Origin of the sequence: Paraburkholderia sp. BCC1884 (assembly GCF_900996225.1) — a bacterium.
Classification (GTDB): domain Bacteria; phylum Pseudomonadota; class Gammaproteobacteria; order Burkholderiales; family Burkholderiaceae; genus Paraburkholderia.
This window is the reverse complement of the sequence record NZ_CAAJGL010000145.1, coordinates 287,249-306,538: the sequence shown is the minus strand read 5'-3', so window position 1 is coordinate 306,538 and position 19,290 is coordinate 287,249. Positions and strand designations below refer to the sequence as shown.

Genomic DNA, 19,290 nt, shown 5'->3' with positions numbered 1-19,290 from the left:
TCTAGCGAATTTCGCGCGCCACGTCCTGCAATTTTCTGAAGGCGCCATAGCGCGCTTCATGCAGTACCGCGATATCACCCGTGGCTGGCTCGTAGGTCCGGCTGATCTCCGACATCGAGGTCATCGCCGAGCGCAGGTCGTCGAACAGCGCGCCCGCCACGCCACCCAGCATCGCTGCACCCAGCAGCACCGGCTCTTCCGCCTGGGTGGCGAGCACCGGCTTGCCGGTGGCGTCGGCGAGCAGTTGACGAACGAGATCGAGCCGCCCCGCGCCGCCGCTAATCATCACGCGTTCGATCGGCGCACCGGCCGCGGCCTGCACTTCGATGATCTGACGCAAGCCATAACCGATACTGCAAATGCCCGCGATATAAAGCGCGACCAGACTGTCCAGGTCGTCTTCCATGCCGAGGCCCGCGATCACCGCTCTCGCGTGCGGGTCGGCGAACGGCGCGCGATTGCCGAGGAACTCGGGCACCACGTGCAGGCCGTCGGCCAGCAGCACCGCCCCGGAGAGCCCGCGCGAATGCCGTGCAGCCAGGCCGGCGAGCATCGACGGCAAGGATTGGCCTTCCTGCTCGGCGCTTTGCTGGGCGTCGGGCGCGGCCGGGTGCATCGCGAGCAGTCTTTCGATGGCCGCGCCGGCCACCGACTGACCGCCTTCGTTGAGCCATGCGTCGGGCACCATCGCCGAAAAGTACGGACCCCACACGCCGTCCACGAAGACTGGCTCGCGGGTCGTGGTCATCGTGCACGACGAAGTACCGAACACATAGGCGAGACATTTCTCCGGCTCGCCCCCCGCGCCGACCGTGCCGATGCCGCCGGCATGCGCATCGATCACGCCCGTCGCCACCGGCGTGCCGGCGCGCAGCCCGAGTTCGGCCGCGGCCTTTTCCGTCAGTCCGTTACCCAACGGTGTGCCGCCGTCGACGACCGTCTGGCCGATTCGCGCAAAGCCCTCGTCGGCCAGCACGCCGAGGCCGACCGTGCGGAAGTAGCTCTCGTCCCAGCGCCGTTCGTGCGCCAGATAGGTCCATTTGCAGGTCACCGTGCAGGTGGAGCGGGACAGATCGCCGGTGCAGCGCCACGTGAGAAAATCGGTCAGATCGAAGAATTGCCAGGCCGACGCGAACACTTCCGGCTTGTTTTCCAGCAGCCACAACAATTTCGGCGTTTCCATTTCCGGCGAGATCTTGCCGCCGACGAATTTCAGCACCTCGTGCCCCGTCGCGTTGATACGCTCGGCCTGCTGCAAAGCGCGGTGATCCATCCAGACGATGATGTCGCGTTCCGCCTCGCCCGACGGACCCACGGGCAGCGAGCGGCCGCCCTCGCCCAGCACGACCAGCGAGCAGGTCGCATCGAAGCCGATGCCGCCCACCTGATCGGGCGACACGCCGGACTGCGCGAGCGCCTCTTTCACCGAATCGCAGACGGCGCGCCAGATTTCACTGCTCGACTGCTCGACGACGGAGCCGCTTGCATGAAACAGCGTGATGTCGCGTTTGGCCGACGCCACCATGCGGCCGGCCAGATCGAAGAGTCCGGCCCGGGCGCTGCCCGTGCCCACGTCCACGCCGATGACGTAACGCGGGTCGCCGGTCGCGCCGGAGCGCGGGATGTCTGAAGTCATAGTTCTTTGCCTGTCATGGGAGGCGTTTCAGGACGACGGCGCGCCACCGCGGCGGCGCGCAGCTTCAGGCGTTTTACAGGTCGACGCTGTTCGGCAGGATCACGATATCGCGAATCGTCACATTGCGCGGCCGTGTCAGCATGAAGAGCACCGCATCGGCGACTTCCTTCGGCTGCATCAGGCTGCCCGAGGCGAGCGCTTCGTCCATCTTGGCTTTCGGCCAGTCGTCGAGCAAGGCGGTCACGACCGGCCCCGGCGCCACCGCGCCGACCCGCACGCCATGCTTGGCAAGTTGACGCCGCGTCGTGTGGACGAAGGCCTGCACGGCGAATTTGGACGCCGTGTAGATCGGCTCCCACACCACCGGCACGATGCCTGCAATGGAACTCGTGAAAACGATGTCGCCCGACTTCTGCGCCACCAGATGCGGCAACACGGCATGCACCGAACGGAATGCGGCGTTGATGTTCAGGTTGAGCATGCGGTCCCACTCGTCGGGATTGCCCTCCACCACGTCACCGCCGACATAAGCGCCCGCGTTCGCATGAAAGATGTCGAGACCGCCGGCCAGCGCGACGATTTTCGGCAGCATGCCGGACACTTCGGCGGGTTGCAGCAGGTCCACGACCAGTGGAAAGGCAGTCGGTCCCAACTCCGCGCAGAGCTGCTCCAGCTTCTCTTTCGCACGATCGATCAGCACGACCTTCGCGCCTTCCGCGATCAGCGTGCGGGCGCATTCGAGGCCGATACCCGAGGCCGCACCCGTGATGGCGGCGACCTTTCCTTTGATGGATTCACTCATTGATTGCTCCACGATTCCTTGAATTAAGCTTATGCGCGGCCGTGCGAAACCCGCGACTGACGAGCGAGCGAATCGACGATCACCGCAATCGCCAGCACCGCGCCGGTGATCATGAAGCGCAGCGACGACGACAGATTCAACAGCGTCAGCCCGCTTGCGATCGACTGGATCACGATGATGCCCAGCACCGCCGAATACGCACTGCCGCGTCCGCCGAACAGACTCGTGCCGCCGATCACGGCCGCCGCGATGGCGTTCAGGTTGACGTCGCCCGTGCCGGCCTGTTGACTGGCCGACGCAAGGCGCGCCGCCGTCAGCACGCCGCCGAGCGCCGCGAGACTCGCGCACAGCACGAAGGCACTGGTATAGATCGCGTTGACTTTGATACCCGCGCGTCGTGCCGCCTCGTGATTGCCGCCGACCGCGTGCATCGAGCGGCCCCAGCGCGTTCTCTTGAGCGCATAGTCCATCGCCACCGCGAGACCGAGGAAGATGCCGAACATCAGCGGTACGCCACGGCCCATGTTCAGGTAGGCCACCACGGCCTCCAGCAACACGGTGATGGCGAGCGCGCGCGCCAGCAGACTGCTCATCGAAGGCGCGGAGAGATTGACCGCGCGACGACGCGCACTGGTGCGCATGCCGAGCACCAGCATCACGCCGCCTGGCACCAGCGCGAGCAGATAGGAGATCACCGCGGGAATGATGATGAGCTGGCCGAGATTCACCAGCGCCGAATCGTAGGGCAGGTTGATCGAGCCGGTCGCGCCGAGCACGTACAACTGCATGCCGAGGATCGCGAGCAGGCCGGCCAGCGTCGCGACGAAGCTGGGCATGCCGAGCCGGTTCAGCAGCAACGCGTACAGCGCACCGACCACCGCGCCCACCACGATGGCCGCGACGATCGCCAGCAGCACTGGCCAGCCGTGATTGACCCACAGCATGCCGAGCAGCGCCGAGGCGAAGCCGCTCATCGAGCCGACCGACAGATCGATCTGCCCCACCATCAGCACGCAGACGATGCCGAGCGAAATGACACCCACTGTCGAGCAATCGAACAGCAGGTTCACCAGATTGTCGGCGGAGAGAAACACCGGGTTCAGGCTCGTGAACACGGTCCAGATGATGACGAGACCCGCCACCACCGGCAGCGATCCCAGATCGCCCGAGCGCACCCGGTCGACGAATGCCGAGACCGTGCCGCCGACGCCGGTGGCGTGCTTGACGCGCACGTCGCTGCGATCGAGCAGCGTGGGCTGCGGAGCACCTTGTGGCGCAGGCTGCGGCGCCCCTTGAATATCGTTACTCATGATCTTTCCTTGAGGTGGTCTAAACGCCCTGCTCGGCCTGGCGACGGCCGGCGCGACGCGACACGGCGTTCTCGGTGGCGCCGGTGATCGCGGCCACCAGTTCCTGATTCGAGGAGTCGGGATAGAAGACACCGTTGTTGCGGCCGAGCCGCAGTACGACGATGCGATCGGCGACGGCGCGCACGTCCTCCATGTTGTGGCTGATCATGATCACCGCGTGGCCGCGGTCGCGCACCCGCTCGATCAGGTTCAGCACTTCGGCGGTCTGCGCGACGCCGAGCGCCGCGGTCGGCTCGTCGAGCATGATCAGCTTCGGGTCGAGCAGCAGCGAGCGGGCGATCGCCACGGTCTGGCGCTGGCCGCCCGAGAGCGAAGCGACCACGTCGCGCACGCTTGGGATGCGGGCCGACAGCTCGTTGAGGAGCGTCCAGGCCTTCACCTCCATCGCGACTTCGTCGAGGCGCATCGGGCCCAGTTCGCGGCCGAGATAGATGTTCGCGACGACGTCGAGGTTTTCGCAGAGCGCCAGGTCCTGGAACACCGTGGCGATGCCGAGGTCGAGCGCCGTGCCCGGATCGGACAAGGCGACCTCCTTGCCGCGGAACGTGATCGTGCCCGAGCTCGGTTGATGAACCCCGGCGAGCACCTTCACGAGGGTCGATTTGCCGGCGCCGTTATCGCCCACCAGGGCGACTACTTCACCGGCGTGCACGTCGAGCTCGATGTCCGTCAGGGCCGAGACTGCTCCGAAGTGCTTTGAGACGCCGCGCAGGCTCAGCACGAGTTCGCCTGGCCTGGACCGTGTTGTGGAGTTGTCAGTCATGAGACGGATACCTCGTTAAAAATTAGCGGGAATCCGGCGCGGGCCGGATTCCGTCGTCCGGGATTGCGCCGGATCAGTTCGTGATGCCCAGCTTCTTGCAGCCTTCCGCGTAACGGTCGGTGCACAGATCCTTCGAGCTCGCGAAGCCCTTGTCGACCACTTCCGCCTTGATGTTCTTCGCCGTAATCACGGCCGGCTTGAACAGTTGCGACGGCGTATTGAAGAGCGTCGTTTCAGCCTTCGGCGTCTGGCCGCTCAGGAAGCCGACGGCCACCTTCGCCGCCGCAGCCGCGACGATTTCACTCGGCTTCAGGATCGTGTTGTATTCGTCGCCGGCGATGATGAGTTGCAGACCCGCGAGCGTGGCGTCATTGCCGGTCACCGGCGGCACCGGATTGACACCCGCTGCCTTGAACGCGGCGACCGCGCCGCCGCCCGTGCCGTCGTTCGCGGCCACCACGCCGACGATCTGCGAGCCGAAGCGCGTGATCTGGCCGCTCACCCATTGCTGCGCTTTCGGCGGCGCCCAGTCCGGCGTGTCGTATTCGGCCAGCGTCTTGTAGCCGCTACCCTGCAGGCCGGCGTGAATGCCCTTCTTGATCAGCCCTGCTGCCGCATCGGTCGGCGAACCGTTGACTTCGAGCACGCCGCCCTTGCTGGTCGGCACATTGCTTTCCTTCAGATGCGCGACGAGCGACTGCGCGATGGCCTTGCCGATGCCTTCGTTGTCGAACGAGACGTAGTAGTTGGCGGGCGTCGAGGGCACCGGGCGGTCATAAGCGATGACCTTGATGCCCTGGTTTTGCGCCATATGCACCAGCGAGGCAGCCGCCGTCGAATCCACCGGATCGAGCACGATCACCTTGGCGCCTTGCGCGATCACCGAGTTGAATTGCTGCTGTTGCGTCGAGACGTCCGCATTGGCGTTCTGATAGAGCACCTTGCAGTCGGGACACAGCTTGGTCATTTCGGCCTTGAAGCCGGGGAAGTCATGCTGTTCGTAGCGCGTCGACGCCTGGTCTGGCATCAGAAAAGCGACCGTGCCGCTCGGTGCGGCCAGTGCCGCGGTGCCGCTGATCAATCCCACGCTCAGCAGGCTGGCGCCGATCAGGTGGTTGGAAAGTCTGGTCATCTTATGTCTCCGTTTTTAGAAAATTTCCGGCGCACGTGGTGCCGTGGTTGGGACGCGGGTGAAGCTTCTTCCTGAAGTTTTCGGTGCGGGGTGCGGTAGCCCGTTTAGTGCTCTCGTCGTTGCTCTCGTCATGCACCTGAATGACAAAGCGCACTCGTGACTCGCCCGGCATCGGACGACTCGTCCGCACTCGCCGCATTGAGTTGCTGATACGCACGCCATCGCGATGGCGACATGTTCTTCAGCGACAGAAACTGCCGATTGAAATTCGACAGATTGCTGAAACCGACCTGATAGCAGATATCCGTAATAGTCAGTTCGCCCGACATCAGCAACTGGCACGCGAGATTGATACGCAGACGGTTCACGTATTGCACGAAAGGCACACCGGTATGTCGGCGAAAATATCGCGAGAAGGCGCTTGCGCTTTGTCCCGCGAGTTCGGCCAGTTCCGATTCGCGCAGCTCTTGCGAAAGGTTCCTGCCGATATACGACAGCACGTGATTGATACGTGTCTCGGCGTAGCGCGCGGGGTCTGCACGATAGGCGGCGCTGGCCAGCTTTACCGGCCCCATGCTCTGCACCAGCAGGTCGAGCAAAGCCAGGAACAGGGTGATGCGGCGCAGGCCATGCGCGTTCAGCATCTCGCGCATGATCGGCTCAGCCGCTGCGCCCGTTTCCGGCGTGAACAGCACGCCCCAGCACGCTGCATTGAGCAGCGACTCCACGCGCTTGAGTTCGGGCAATGCCTTGATGGCACGCACCACGAAGTCGGCGTCGAATTGCACGATCAGACAGCGCTCGTCCACACGGCCGCCTTGCGGCACATGGCTGACCCAGTTGTGCGGCAGGTTCGGTCCGGTCATCACGAGATTGCCGGGCGCGAAATCGCCGATGTGATCGCCCACAAAGTATTTACCCGTGGTCGACGTGATGAGCTGGATTTCATACTCGGGATGGAAGTGCCAACGCACCGTGCGATAGGGATAGCCGTGCGACCAGACCTTGCACGATTCATCGCGCGGCACGGCGACCAGCTCGAGATCCGGCTCGGCGAGGTTGGCGCGGCGCGCGTCCGTGCGTGCCGCGCGGCAGTCGCCACACGTTGCGCATTGACACGCCTTGCCGCCTGAAACCGTGTGCATCGACCGCCTCCCAAGTCCCCTTCGTTTTAAGGCCGCTCGCGTCGTCTGCAATGCGGCAGCCATAACCGAAAATTAAACTTTTCGAGTGCGATCCACTACTGAAATTGCGACCGCAAACTAATACTTATTTGCATGAGGGTTAATGCGTAAGGGGTTATTGGTCAAAATTTGTGCGACGCACCAGGTGCGGTTCAAGAAAATCGACCTTGGTCCGGACGCGTTCATCGTCCATAGTGAAAGTCGGACACCCGGCTGGCTTCGCAATGCCACACGTAAAAATACGGATGCGAAAACCGCTTCTTCCGGACCACATCATTGACTGTGTCTGTCTCGTTCCTGTTAATGACAGACATCGATAGTCGGCGTAATAGCGCCGCCCGAATCTGTCGCAACACCTCATTAGCACCGCGCAATCGCGTTCCGATGCCAGACCGTCCGATGGCTAACCGACGGGCGCGGCCACAAGTCGATGTACCAAGGGGGAATATGGAGCGACATGGCTATTCATCGCGCGGCCGAAGCAGGTTGGTTGCGACGCTCGCTTTTTGCGCCTTTTTTACGGCTCCAGCCGGCGCGCGCGAGGGCATCGACAACGCAAACGCAAAGGCGGCGGGCCAGAGAGCACACTTCGCCCATGAGTTTTGCGGAGTATCGGCCGAGCGCATCGAGAACTACAGACTGAAATTCAAGGCGACGTTACGCGCGTCCACTGATTTCGATGTGTGGTGGAAGCGTGGATGGCACAGTGAGGTCGCCCAGACGACGCAACTTCGCGCCATGCAAGCCGGGAACCCGAAGGAGTACGCCGCGCGTGTCAGGAGCGACTGCGCGCGCCTCAAGTGGCAGGCAAACAATGCTTTGCGAAAGGGTAATTGAACGCCAGACGTATCTTCTGCGGACTGTCCACCTGAGCAGCCGTTCTGGAGAAAATAACGGTCGGCAAGACCCGTCGTTTGCGAACCAGCACCGCCCGTTCAAACACTCCGCGCTTGCGAGTAACCGGCGGCATTCGGATCGTACGTCGTAGCAGGAGTCACCCGTTCCTGGTACACGGCAACGGCCTCGGCAAGCTTCCGGCAGACCTGGTCAGCGTTCCTGATGCCCGGCAAACGCCTCACGGGACGAGTTGCATCGTTGGTGGTCAGTATGATCGAGCCCACGCCGAACGCGCGCTGCCACCATGGGTGGATCGACGTGACTGACTGAATCCGGGAAATCTCGAGAACCGAAGTGCGGCGATGCAAAATGCCTTGCGTCCAGGTAATCCGCGCGGTGTCGATGACGATTCGAGTGAACGCCGTCTTGACGAACGGCCAACTGGCCCCGATCAAGACCGCACAGGCCTGTGCAAGCAGCACATGCCACTGAAACGGGAAAGAGCTCGACGCGCAGACATGGATAGCGGCAATCACTGCCATGACCGCGCCCCCCTTCAGGAGCGCTGGAAGGTTGCAAGCCTGCGACGGAGAGCCGCTGAAAATAAACTGATTGGCCATCGCACGTGCCTTTTTTTAACCCGCGGACCATCGGTCCGTCGAAAGCGGCGGCGCTGCATGATCCGTTTGAGCGCCAGTGAATCGACACGCACGCCGACTCAGCCGCATACCAGTATAGCCCTTACGAGCCGTGCCGACCGGGCGACGGCGGAATTAAGCGGCCGTTGCCTCACGGCCGCCAGCGGCCCTTCCCGGCTTGACGCGTGGGTTCGCAAGGCATCCTATTGTCGAGACACAAATAAGTCCGCACCCGCTATCGGCGCCAGTATTGGGTTTCGGGGAGTTGCAGCGCGAAGTCCGCGTACCTTAAGTCCGCCGAACACCTGCTCAATTCACCTTGGGCAACCAACTGGTCTTTTCTCAGCCCGAAGTCAAGTAAACGCCCCTTCAGGTGTCCGCTGGCGGTCGAGTCCGCAGCACCTCAGTCATCCATGAACTACTGCATGGAAGCGATATTTCGTCGATGGCGTGCCGAAGTTGGTCTACGTGACGATGGGCAAGAGTTCGAGGACGACGAGGACGCGCGGACCCCACGCCTATTTTCCCGTTTAGACAACCAGATCGAGCATCTGTTTTTTTTATCGGTCCGCTCGATGCTTTGGTCGTCGCAGAGGCCAGCATTGAGCAAGATGGCGATCAATCTGCTAACGCACGAGTCTCTCGTGATCCCGAAACAACTGAAAGTGTGCGGCGAGTCGAGTCAACTGCCTGCGTCGGATGCGGTCTCACAAATGGTGCATGCGCTGATCGGCAAATCGGTTCGAAGGTCTCCAGGAAAAACGAAGCCCAGTATTAAATGGGTACCCGGCGTCTGGCGTCAGAGTCGCCTGACGTGCAGATCGATATCAGGCAGGCTGCTGAAAGTCAGCGGCTAACGAGACGCCGCTGCAAATACTTGGCAAGACCTGGCTGTGATGTTTTCCCACCTAAAGTTTTTGCGTATCCGCCCCTGCCACATGTATCCCTAGCCACCGGAAAATATCATCTTCTTCCCCTCCCCCATCAACAACGGGCGATTAAGTTCTGCCGCCTCTCGCAGGTAATCCCACAACACGGCAATACGCTTCAACTTGCGAAGATCTTCGCGGCAGCACAGCCAGAAATGACGGGTGATGAAAATTTCATCTGGAAGAACGGCGAGCAGACGCGAGTCGGTCTGTGCCATGAAGCAGGGAAGAATGGCGAGGGCGGTACCCTCCAGCGCTGCGTGATATTGCGCAACGATACTTGTCGTACAGAAGCTCGCCTTCGCGTTCGGGATTGCACGATCCAGATAGAGCAACTCCGGACTGAATACAAGATCCGTGACGTAATTCAGAAACGTGTGGCCGCGTGTATCGGCCACCTTCCGCATAGGCTCGTGTGACTCAAGATACGCCGAGGTGCCGTACAGCCGAAGTTGATAATCGCAAAGCTTCGTGTGTACGTACTGTCCCCGTTCCGGCCGTTCGAGCAGGATGGCGATATCCGCTTCCCGCTTCGAAAGACTGACAAAGTGAGGGACGGGTAGCAGATCGATCGAAATCTCCGGATGCAGCGTCGAAAAATGAGCGAGTTGGGGCGCCAGAAAAAATGAGCCAAAACCCTCGGTCGACCCGATCCGGACGTGGCCGGCAAGGGTATTCGCTCCACCGTTGAACTGCTCGCTGGCAGACTGGATGGTGGTCTCCATCAAGTCTGCGTACGAAAGCAACCGCTGACCTTCCGAAGTTAACGAGAACCCGCCGGACCTGGACTTTTCAAAGAGCACCGTACCCAGCGACGCCTCCAGTTCGCGAATCCGGCGTGCCACCGTAGTGTGATCTACCTCAAGCCGCTTCGCCGCCGCGCTTGCCGACTGCGTTCGAGCGACGGCAAGGAAGTACCGCAAATTGTCCCAATTGATCGCCTCCTGCGGTGTTGTGCTTTTTTGCATAACGGTTGGGCTTTTATGTCCATTCATCGTGGATATTCGAAGAACTATACTCGTTCGCACGCCCGTACGGAACATAGCTCGGGCATGAAGATCTGCAGCGACAGACACAAAGACGGAGACAGAATGGACACCCGCAATATCGGCGCGAATGCAGCAGCCAGAACAGCCCCACCGAAAACCGCTCGCGATTACATACTTGCAGGCTGGGCGAGTATGGCGGGCACCACGATCGAGTGGTACGACTTCTTCCTGTATGGCACGGCAGCCGCCCTGCTCTTCAACAAGGTTTTTTTCCCAACGCTCGACCCTGTTCTCGGGACACTGGCCGCCTTCGCGACATACGGTGTGGGTTTCATCGGGCGTCCTCTGGGCGGCATCATCTTTGGCCACTTCGGAGACCGGCTCGGTCGCAAGTCGATGCTGATGGCGACGCTGCTGATGATGGGCTTGCCAAGCATGGCCATTGGACTGATTCCTTCCTATCAAAGCATTGGTTATTGGGCTGCTGGCACGCTGGTGGCGATGCGCTTTCTGCAGGGCATGGCTGTAGGCGGCGAATGGGGCGGCGCAGTGCTGATGGCCGTCGAACACGCGCCCGAGGGTATGAAAGGCTTCTTTGGCAGTCTGCCGCAGACCGGCGTCGGCTTCGGCCTGATCCTGTCCACACTCGCCATGTCCGCAGTCGCCGTGCTGCCTGAGGCAGACTTACTCTCATGGGGATGGCGACTTCCATTCCTCGCGAGCTTCATATTGCTGGTGGTGGGTTGGTTGATCCGCACGCGCGTTCCTGAATCGCCCGACTTCGAACGCATGAAACGTGAAGGGGAATCAGTAAAGGCCCCGGTTCTTGCCGTCATGCGCGCGCACCCTCGCGCACTGCTGCTCATTATTGGCGCCCGCACCGCCGAGAACACATGGTTCTACCTGGTCGTCGCGTTCGCCCTCGCCTACGCCGCCAATCAACTGAAAATCCCGAAGGCGCAAATCCTTCATGCGATAACCGCAGGCGCGGCGGTGTCGCTCGTGACAATGCCCCTTGCTGGCTATATCAGCGACAAGATCGGCCAGAAGCGTTTGTTCATCATCGGTCTGCTGGTCATGTGCCTGTTCGCGTCGCCGTTCTTCGCCATGCTTGCGACGCGCGATCCCGTGACCGTCTGGTGGGCAATGGTTCTTGGCGTCGGCGTCGTGTTTCCGATCCTTTATGCACCCGAGTCGCAACTCTTCGCGTCGCAATTTCCCGCCGAAGTCCGCTATAGCGGCATTTCCGTGTCGGTCCAGATTGCCGGTGTACTCGGAGGCGGCATCGCTCCGATGATCGCCACTGCCCTGCTGGCAACTGCAGGAGGCAGTCCTCGCTACGTAGTGGGCTACATGCTCGCCCTGGGCGTGATTGCGCTGGTCTGCACATTCTTCATGCGAACCGGAGAGGCCGCCGTCGAAACCGCAATCGTGGCGCAACCTCGATAACGTCTATCCCGCCTTTGCAGTCGCCGGATCAAATAAATGCTGATCCTTACTCATTTTTATTGCCCAGCCATAGAGAGTAGAACATGAATGCTGTTACCAAAGAGTCCAACGCCGCGATCGCAAAGGTCAAGCTTCTGATCAACGGCGAGTATGTCGATTCACAAACGACCGAGTGGCGCGAAGTCATCAATCCTGCCACTCAGGAAGTGTTGGCCCACGTACCTTTCGCTACTGTTGCAGAAGTCGACGCCGCCACACAGGCTGCACACGCGGCGTTTGCCAAGTGGAAGACCACGCCGATCGGTGCCCGCATGCGCATCATGCTGAAGCTCCAGGCGTTGATTCGCGAGAACATGTCGACCATCGCAAAGACGCTGAGCGCGGAACAGGGCAAGACCGTCGCCGACGCTGAAGGCGATGTGTTTCGCGGTCTCGAAGTGGTTGAACACGCGGCATCGATCGGCACTCTCCAACAAGGCGAGTTTTCCGAGAACGTGGCCGGCAGCGTGGATACATACACGCTGCGTCAGCCGATCGGCGTGTGCGCCGGCATTACTCCTTTCAATTTTCCGGCGATGATCCCGCTGTGGATGTTCCCGATGGCCATCGTTTGCGGGAACACGTTCGTGCTGAAGCCTTCGGAACAGGACCCGCTGTCGACCATGATGCTGGTGGATCTGGCACTGCAGGCAGGCGTACCGAAGGGTGTGCTGAACGTCGTCCACGGCGGCAAGGAAGTAGTGGACGCGATCTGCACGCATGAACACATCAAGGCGATCTCGTTCGTCGGATCGACTGCTGTCGGCACCCATGTCTATCAACTGGGCAGCGAGCACGGCAAACGTGTGCAGTCGATGATGGGCGCGAAGAATCACGCAGTGGTATTGCCGGATGCCAATCGCGAACAGACGCTGAACGCGCTGGCCGGTGCGGGCTTCGGCGCGGCCGGGCAACGTTGCATGGCGACCTCGGTCGTCGTGCTTGTCGGCTCGGCCTCTGAATGGTTGCCGGACCTCGTGGAGAAGGCGAAGACGCTCACGGTCAATGCTGGCAACGAGCCCAACACGGACATTGGACCGGTGGTCTCCCGGGCGGCCAAGCAGCGCGTGCTCGGTCTGATCGAAGCAGGTGTGAAGGAGGGCGCGACGCTTGCGCTCGATGGCCGCGACGTGGTCGTGAAGGGATATGAGAAAGGCAACTTCATCGGCCCGACGATTTTCACCGACGTCACCACCGATATGTCGATCTACACGACAGAAATCTTCGGACCGGTACTCGTTGTGCTGCAGGTCGCCACGCTCGACGAGGCCATCGCACTGGTGAACAGCAATCCGTTCGGCAACGGTGTTGGACTCTTCACGCAAAGCGGCGCTGCCGCGCGCAAGTTCCAGAGCGAAATCGACGTCGGCCAGGTTGGCATCAACATTCCGATTCCGGTTCCGGTTCCCTACTTCAGCTTCACTGGCTCACGCGGTTCGAAGCTTGGCGACCTGGGGCCCTACGGGAAGCAGGTCGTGCAGTTCTATACGCAGACCAAGACGGTCACCGCACGCTGGTTCGATGATGCGACAGTAAACGACGGCGTCAACACAACCATCAGCCTGCGCTGATTTACGTCTACGCGGGGGGACTACTTCATGAAGATCGCGTTTATCGGGCTGGGTAACATGGGCTCGCCGATGGCCCACAATTTGCTCAAATCAGGTCACTCGGTGACGGTCTATGACCTCAGCCAGCGGGCGGTGCAACTGATGACGGATGCGGGAGCGAAAAGCGCTTCGTCGCCGCGTGCCGCAGTGAGCGACGCCGAATGCGTCATCACGATGCTGCCTGCGTCGGCACATGTGCGCAGCGTGCTTGAGGGGCCCGAGGGCGTCCTTGCAGGCATCCAACCGGGCGTGACGATCATTGACTCCAGCACGATCGATCCGGCCAGTGTCAGAGAGTTTGCGTCGCTGGCGAACGCCAGGGGCAATACCTTCGTCGATGCGCCGGTTTCCGGCGGCACAGGTGGAGCGGCAGCGGGAACGCTGACGTTCATGGTCGGCGGAAATTCAGCCGTCGTAGCAAAGGTGCGGCCGGTTCTCGAAGCAATGGGCAAGAACATCGTTCATTGCGGCGACGTGGGAACGGGCCAGGTTGCCAAGATCTGCAACAACCTGGTACTCGGTATCACGATGGCGGGGGTATCCGAAGCGATGGCACTAGGTGTCGCTCTCGGCATCGATCCGAAAACGCTGGGCGGAATCATGAACACGTCCACTGGACGTTGCTGGAGCTCCGATACATACAACCCGTACCCGGGAGTGATTGACACCGCTCCGGCATCGAAGGGATACGCCGGCGGCTTTGGCACCGATCTGATGCTGAAGGATCTGGGTCTCGCAACCGATGCGGCCCGCTCGGTTTCGCAACCTGTCTTCATGGGTGAGACTGCGCAGAAGCTGTATCAGACGTCGAGCCAGAACGGAAACGGTCGGCTCGATTTCTCTGCGGTCATCAAACTGTATCAGCTGGAAGCACTGGCAAACGTGAGTTAAGGCACGAATATGCGGCGACAATCCCAGTGTCAGGTTGTCGCCGCACGCCAGGTGGGTCAGTTAACTCTTGGGTGGACATCAACAGCGCGGCATCCCTAACCCTGACGATCGTCCATCCTTGCGATGCGATCGATACCGAGCAGGCCAGCGCAATTGCTACACAGAATGGCCCCGTGTATAGGCGGCTGTTGTGCGGTAAGGTCCCGGTCGAACTTGACGAATGTCACTACACATTCGAGCACGGCCAAGCGAAGCTGCTCGACGATGATTCGGCGAGCGATGCCATCCTACCCGTGCCAAAATCATCAAGCCGCTGGATGAATCCATGCTCATCGAGCAATGCAGCTAGCCCGGGCGTCTGGTGATCGTCGCAGAAAACTATAGCGCGGTGGCGGCCTCCCGAAGCGGCGGCGTGCACGCCGGCGCACGCACGTGTTGCGCCGGAGTTCCGCCAGGTCGCGTTGCCACACCAGTTTCTCGACGCTAGTGCGTTGCGTACACCTGGCCACAAATAGCCCAAGGCATCAGTTTCGTCGCCCAAACCGCATGCTTTGCAGTCAACCATTTCGTGCGACGATCCCTGATGCGGGTCCCTGACGAATGAAAACGGTGTCCCGTTTTTCATTGGAACAAAGCGCAACAGCGAGCTCACCCTGACTGACGGGGGGCTCCTCCACTCACGACGATGCGATCAGGAGCCTGGTCGCAGCAGGTTACGGTGTAGCGCTCCTGCCTATCAGCACAACGCCATTGCCCTGCACCCGCATTGTCATGCGCCCGGTGCTGTGGCATCGGCTCGGCATGCACATCATGCGGGGTACGTTGAGAGCTCCACGCGACACATACTTGTTTTGTGGCGGGATCTGACATTCGCGCAGGAGTTGAGCTTTCCACCGTTAGCTCGTTTTAGCGGGAACTACACGCTACTACGAACGGTTGCCTTGCTGAAATCTAACTGACGTAATCGGGCGACTATTCTCGGTCGCTGCTGCCTTGGTTTTGGTTTGCTGAAGCGCCCACTAGTATCGCGACGAAGGACCCACTAACTGCCCCCTCCTTCTATCCGCAGCGGGGCCGTGCAAATTAACAGTACAATCAGGAAATTCCGACCCAATGAGCACCCGACCGATGCCCCAGGTGAAGTCACATGAGCGCTAGCCAAGAAGTCCCATCGGTCATCTCCGGCAATACGAAACACGCAGTAGTTGCCCGTAGCCTGATGCATGACATCGTTTCCGGAAAATATCCTATCGGCGCGCAGCTTCCATCCGAACCTGAACTTGCACTTTCCTTGGCCGTCAGCCGGCAGACAGTTCGTGCAGCGCTGCGACACTTGCGCACGCTTGGTCTTATCACCGGCGGTCAGGGCGTGCGAAGCTTGGTATGCGCTGCCGCGCCGTTCCATCGCTTTGGATACACATTCGATTCCCTGCAACACTTGCTGCAATACGCTGCGAATACCAAGGTTCACGTTATAAGCCGTGAGGAGATCCGACTGAACCCCGCGCAGTCAGAGTGGCTAGGGCGTAAGGAAGGAGAAGTATGGTGGCAAGTCCAGACAATTCGCCGCGAGCCTGAAACCGACGACCCGATCGCCAGTTCAACCATTCTCTTGCCCTATGTCTATGGGCACGTCCTCGATGAACTCGACGCGTCGCGCGAAACGATATTTTCATTAATCGAACGCAAAATGGGCGAGTCGGTAACAGAAATACTTCAGAACATCCAGATCGCCAAAGTCGATGCGGTTCACGCGGCAGCGCTGAGCATCGCTGTTGGCGAAGCTGTGATGTGCATCGAGCGTCGCTATTTTGGTCGAAACGGCAACCTGATCGAAGTTTCGCGAACGCTGCACCCTTCAGACAAATTTGAATACAGCATGCGGGTGCGCGTTCAGGAAACCTGATCTGCGCGCCGGCAACCTTAAGCTCACGTATCCGTTGTGGATTGCTGATCGCCGGCCCGCTTGCCCGAACCATCTCCTACCCCGGCCGTTCGCGGTCGACCGTTGTATGGCGTAATACGGCGCGTGCTTTCATGTAACACGGATCACGTCGTTTGCGACCATGTGCGGCGCGGTCAGCCTCCTGTCACCAAAATCCTCGAGACACTGTCGCAAGCTACTCACGCGGCCGGGCCGCGCATCGCGCCGCCTCCGACATCCGCATATGCTTTGCATATCGACCATTTCGTGCAACGAACCCCGATGCGGGTCCCTGACGAATGAAAACGGTGTCCCATTTTTCATTCGAATAAAGCGCAACCACGAGCGCGCCCTGACCGGTGGGCTCCTCTACTCCGGGCAAGTCGCTCTCGCGCCGAAAATCTACCTGCCGCCGGCCACTTACCTCTCCTGGACACGGCATCCAGCGAGGTAGCTTCGGGTTATGCCGTATTGCGCGTCAGTCCAGCTTGGTTGATTGTACGGACAAGTGAGCAGGCAAGCTGCTTTCCTTTCCGTCTAACCTATGCGTAGGAGAATCCTTTGATTCATCCACACGTCTATTCCGCCAACCGGCTGGACCGGTTACCCCTCAGCCCTTTTCACTGGCGGCTGCTGTGGCTGATCGGCGCAGGCATCTATCTCGATAATTTCGATTTGACACTGGGGAGTTCAGTATCTAGTGCTTTATTGAAGGCGGGCTGGTCGACACTGAACCTGAATGCACTATTCGGTACGCTTACTTTCGCCGGACTAACGATCGGCGCGCTAGTCGCCGGAATTTTGGGAGACCGCTATGGTCGCCGCTTCTCTTATCAGATCAATCTGGCGATTTTCGGCTTTGCTTCATTGATCGCTGCCCTGGTCCCGGACATGCACTGGCTGAGCGTTACGCGCTTCTTCATGGGCCTCGGTCTGGGCGCGGAAATCGCGATCTCCTATGGAATGCTCTCGGAGTTCATTCCTCCGCAGTATCGCGGCAAGCTCCTCGCATTACTGTGTTTCTTCTCGGGGCTCGCCGCGTTCTCTTCGTCGTTCATCAGTCTTTGGGTGATTCCCTATGTCAGCTGGCGTTGGCTATTTGCGCTGGCAGGTGTGGCGGCCTGGGTGCTCTGGATCATGCGCAAGTCGCTGCCCGAGTCGCCGCGATGGCTCGAATCACAAGGACGCCATGCAGAGGCAGAAGCCGTCCTGAGCCGTATTGAATCCGAAATCGGCAAACTGGTCCCGTTGCCGGATTACTCCCGCGCGGCACCGGTCGTGCTGCCTCCCGCGTCGATCTCGATCCTGTACTCCAGGGACGTCATCTTCCGGACGATGACCGGCTGCCTGATCCTGATCACGATCGGTTACAGCGTCTACGGATTGCTCAACTGGCTGCCGACCTTTTTCGTCACGCAAGGCTTCGACATCGTCAAATCGCTGACATGGATTACCGTAATGGGAGCGGGAGCGCCCGTCGGATGTCTGATTGGCGCGCTCATCAGCGACAGGGTGGGCCGACGACCCGCGATCATTGCCTCATGTCTGACCACCGCTGCGTTGGGCATGGCTTATCAACATGTCACCACTCCGTCTGCGCTTTTATCGATCGGATTCTGTCTGGTCGCTTCCATCTATGTTCTGGGCGCGGTGGGACAGGCAGCGTATGTACCGGAGCTGTTCGCGACACCCTACCGTCTGCGCGGATCGGCAGTCTGCGGAACCGCCGGGCGTCTCGCCTCAGCCGGATGCCAGTTCTTCGTGCTGTGGCTGTTCACTGTCGGCGGCGTGACGATGGTGCTGTACTCAGTGGTTGCCTTGCAGCTCCTGCTGGCACTCACTGTGTGGCTCAGCCGCATCGAAACCACCGGCAAGCAGCTTGAAAAAAGCGAATCGGATCATTTCAACGCTTCCCCGGGTGCCATCTCGTCGACGTTAGCGGGACAAACAGACCAGGCATGAAACCCTCCTCGCACGAAACTTCCAACGAGCTACGACTCCTGCTGTCAGCGCGCCAGTTTGAGAGCAATGGGTCGCGCATCGCCGAATGCCTTGCAGTGGCCGGAAAAACACTTGTTCCGGTATTGCTCGAAGACACAAGGCCGGTTTCAGATTGCGGCGCCGAGGTCGCCTGGTTCACCCGCGACGTGTACAGCGATTCGATCGTCAATCATTGGTCGCAGCACGCTCAGCGATTCTTCGATTGTTGCAAGGCCAGTCGTCGGTTGCGGTTCGTCCACCTGTTTTCCTCAGGTAGCGACTTCGAGGTGGTCGACGAACTGATCGCGAACGGCGTCGCCGTATCGTCTTCAATAGGCGCATCGGGCATACCGCTAGCACACACTGCCATTGCCGGAATGATGGCGATCTCGCGCGGATTTCCACGCTTTATCGAGTTCAAAAGTCAAAGGAACTGGATCACGCCGACCACACACGACTATCCGGCCGATCTGGAAGGTCAGACTGCGCTTGTCGTCGGATTAGGTGCTGTGGGAAACGAAATCGCGCGACTATGTAAAGCACTGCGCATGCGGGTAATTGCCCTGACGCGTGACGGTCAACGGCAATGTCGGGATTGCGATGAACAGGCTTCGTTCGCCGATCTTCGTCTGGTCGCGCAGCGCAGCGACTGGATTTTCCTGGCGTGCCCTTCAACCAGCGAAACACGCGGGATGATCAGCCGCAAATTGCTCGATTCATTGCGGCCGGATTGTGCGTTGATCAATATTGCACGCGGCGCTCTGATCGACGAATCAGCGCTATGTGATGCTCTGGCTGAGCGCCGGTTGCGCGCCGCCTATCTGGATGTATTTTCGCAGGAGCCCCTGCCTGAAACGTCCCGCCTTTGGGATCTTCAGAATGTAATCATGTCGCCACACAATGCAGCACTATCGAAGGGTAACGAAGAGCGGGCAAAACTCGCATTTTTTGATAACCTGGGTGCGTACGTGCGCGGACTAACTCTTAAGCATCTAGCCGTGCGCAGATAAGGTTTTCCAAAAAGCGGTTCGTGTAGGCGAATTCGCTTCTGCCGACCGAAGAACGGCACGAGCGCCACGCACTTAACTCGCTTGCGCGCGTGGCGACACGCCGCAGG

General features: G+C 60.3%; 16 protein-coding genes and 1 pseudogene. 9 read left to right on the top strand and 8 right to left on the bottom strand.

All coding sequences use genetic code 11. The features are described 5' to 3' along the window. Position 1: 1 nt before the first annotated feature. The 6 genes from FQ705_RS32325 to FQ705_RS32300 all read right to left on the bottom strand — a co-directional run bounded on the left by FQ705_RS32325 (position 2) and on the right by FQ705_RS32300 (position 6,848). Positions 2–1,636: an FGGY-family carbohydrate kinase gene (locus FQ705_RS32325; protein ID WP_144148824.1), complete on the bottom strand. Its 1,635-nt coding sequence runs from the start codon at positions 1,634–1,636 to the stop codon at positions 2–4. 73 nt (positions 1,637–1,709) lie between these two features. Beyond that, complete coding sequence (locus tag FQ705_RS32320; protein WP_144148822.1) at positions 1,710–2,438, bottom strand: SDR family oxidoreductase; 729 nt, start codon at positions 2,436–2,438, stop codon at positions 1,710–1,712. A 29-nt stretch (positions 2,439–2,467) separates the two neighbouring features. Beyond that, the gene (locus FQ705_RS32315; RefSeq protein ID WP_144148820.1) at positions 2,468–3,748 is read right to left on the bottom strand and encodes a sugar ABC transporter permease; all 1,281 of its coding nucleotides are present in this window, start codon (positions 3,746–3,748) and stop codon (positions 2,468–2,470) included. A gap of 19 nt (positions 3,749–3,767) precedes the next feature. Next, on the bottom strand, positions 3,768–4,571 hold the full coding sequence (locus FQ705_RS32310; protein WP_144148818.1) for an ATP-binding cassette domain-containing protein: 804 nt from the start codon (positions 4,569–4,571) through the stop codon (positions 3,768–3,770). Between the two features lie 73 nt (positions 4,572–4,644). Further along, positions 4,645–5,703: a sugar ABC transporter substrate-binding protein gene (locus FQ705_RS32305; RefSeq protein WP_144148816.1), complete on the bottom strand. Its 1,059-nt coding sequence runs from the start codon at positions 5,701–5,703 to the stop codon at positions 4,645–4,647. Between the two features lie 128 nt (positions 5,704–5,831). Then, positions 5,832–6,848 carry an AraC family transcriptional regulator gene (locus FQ705_RS32300; RefSeq protein ID WP_144148814.1) on the bottom strand — a complete coding sequence of 339 codons (1,017 nt, stop codon included), beginning with the start codon at positions 6,846–6,848 and terminating at the stop codon, positions 5,832–5,834. A 486-nt stretch (positions 6,849–7,334) separates the two neighbouring features. Between FQ705_RS32300 and FQ705_RS32295 the strand changes: the two genes are divergently transcribed. Then, positions 7,335–7,724: a hypothetical protein gene (locus FQ705_RS32295; protein ID WP_144148812.1), complete on the top strand. Its 390-nt coding sequence runs from the start codon at positions 7,335–7,337 to the stop codon at positions 7,722–7,724. Positions 7,725–7,822: 98 nt separating this feature from the next. Here FQ705_RS32295 and FQ705_RS32290 read toward each other — a convergent pair whose 3' ends face one another. After that, positions 7,823–8,344, bottom strand: a complete 522-nt coding sequence (locus FQ705_RS32290; protein WP_144148810.1) for a PH domain-containing protein — start codon at positions 8,342–8,344, stop codon at positions 7,823–7,825. A 443-nt stretch (positions 8,345–8,787) separates the two neighbouring features. Between FQ705_RS32290 and FQ705_RS32285 the strand changes: the two genes are divergently transcribed. Continuing rightward, a complete protein-coding gene (locus FQ705_RS32285) occupies positions 8,788–9,219 on the top strand; it encodes a hypothetical protein (RefSeq protein ID WP_144148808.1) in 432 nt (143 codons plus the stop codon). A gap of 89 nt (positions 9,220–9,308) precedes the next feature. On the opposite strand, the gene FQ705_RS32280 is transcribed toward FQ705_RS32285, so the two are convergent. Then, positions 9,309–10,259 (bottom strand): LysR family transcriptional regulator, encoded by a 951-nt coding sequence (locus tag FQ705_RS32280; protein ID WP_144148942.1) that lies wholly within the window; start codon positions 10,257–10,259, stop codon positions 9,309–9,311. Positions 10,260–10,382: 123 nt separating this feature from the next. Between FQ705_RS32280 and FQ705_RS32275 the strand changes: the two genes are divergently transcribed. The 7 genes and pseudogenes from FQ705_RS32275 (at position 10,383) to FQ705_RS32245 (ending at position 19,183) form a co-directional block, all read left to right on the top strand. Further along, positions 10,383–11,729 (top strand): MFS transporter, encoded by a 1,347-nt coding sequence (locus tag FQ705_RS32275; protein WP_144148806.1) that lies wholly within the window; start codon positions 10,383–10,385, stop codon positions 11,727–11,729. An 83-nt stretch (positions 11,730–11,812) separates the two neighbouring features. Then, on the top strand, positions 11,813–13,339 hold the full coding sequence (locus tag FQ705_RS32270; RefSeq protein WP_144148804.1) for a CoA-acylating methylmalonate-semialdehyde dehydrogenase: 1,527 nt from the start codon (positions 11,813–11,815) through the stop codon (positions 13,337–13,339). A gap of 27 nt (positions 13,340–13,366) precedes the next feature. Next, complete coding sequence (gene mmsB, locus FQ705_RS32265; protein WP_144148802.1) at positions 13,367–14,269, top strand: 3-hydroxyisobutyrate dehydrogenase; 903 nt, start codon at positions 13,367–13,369, stop codon at positions 14,267–14,269. A 678-nt stretch (positions 14,270–14,947) separates the two neighbouring features. Then, positions 14,948–15,126, top strand: a pseudogene (locus tag FQ705_RS34725) (LysR family transcriptional regulator); the annotation flags it as partial. Between the two features lie 290 nt (positions 15,127–15,416). Next, a complete protein-coding gene (locus FQ705_RS32255) occupies positions 15,417–16,175 on the top strand; it encodes a GntR family transcriptional regulator (protein WP_144148800.1) in 759 nt (252 codons plus the stop codon). A gap of 579 nt (positions 16,176–16,754) precedes the next feature. After that, positions 16,755–18,155: an MFS transporter gene (locus FQ705_RS32250; protein WP_260854685.1), complete on the top strand. Its 1,401-nt coding sequence runs from the start codon at positions 16,755–16,757 to the stop codon at positions 18,153–18,155. Next, complete coding sequence (locus tag FQ705_RS32245) at positions 18,152–19,183, top strand: D-2-hydroxyacid dehydrogenase (protein WP_144148798.1); 1,032 nt, start codon at positions 18,152–18,154, stop codon at positions 19,181–19,183. The genes FQ705_RS32250 and FQ705_RS32245 overlap by 4 nt, the downstream gene beginning before the upstream one ends. Positions 19,184–19,290: the final 107 nt, after the last annotated feature.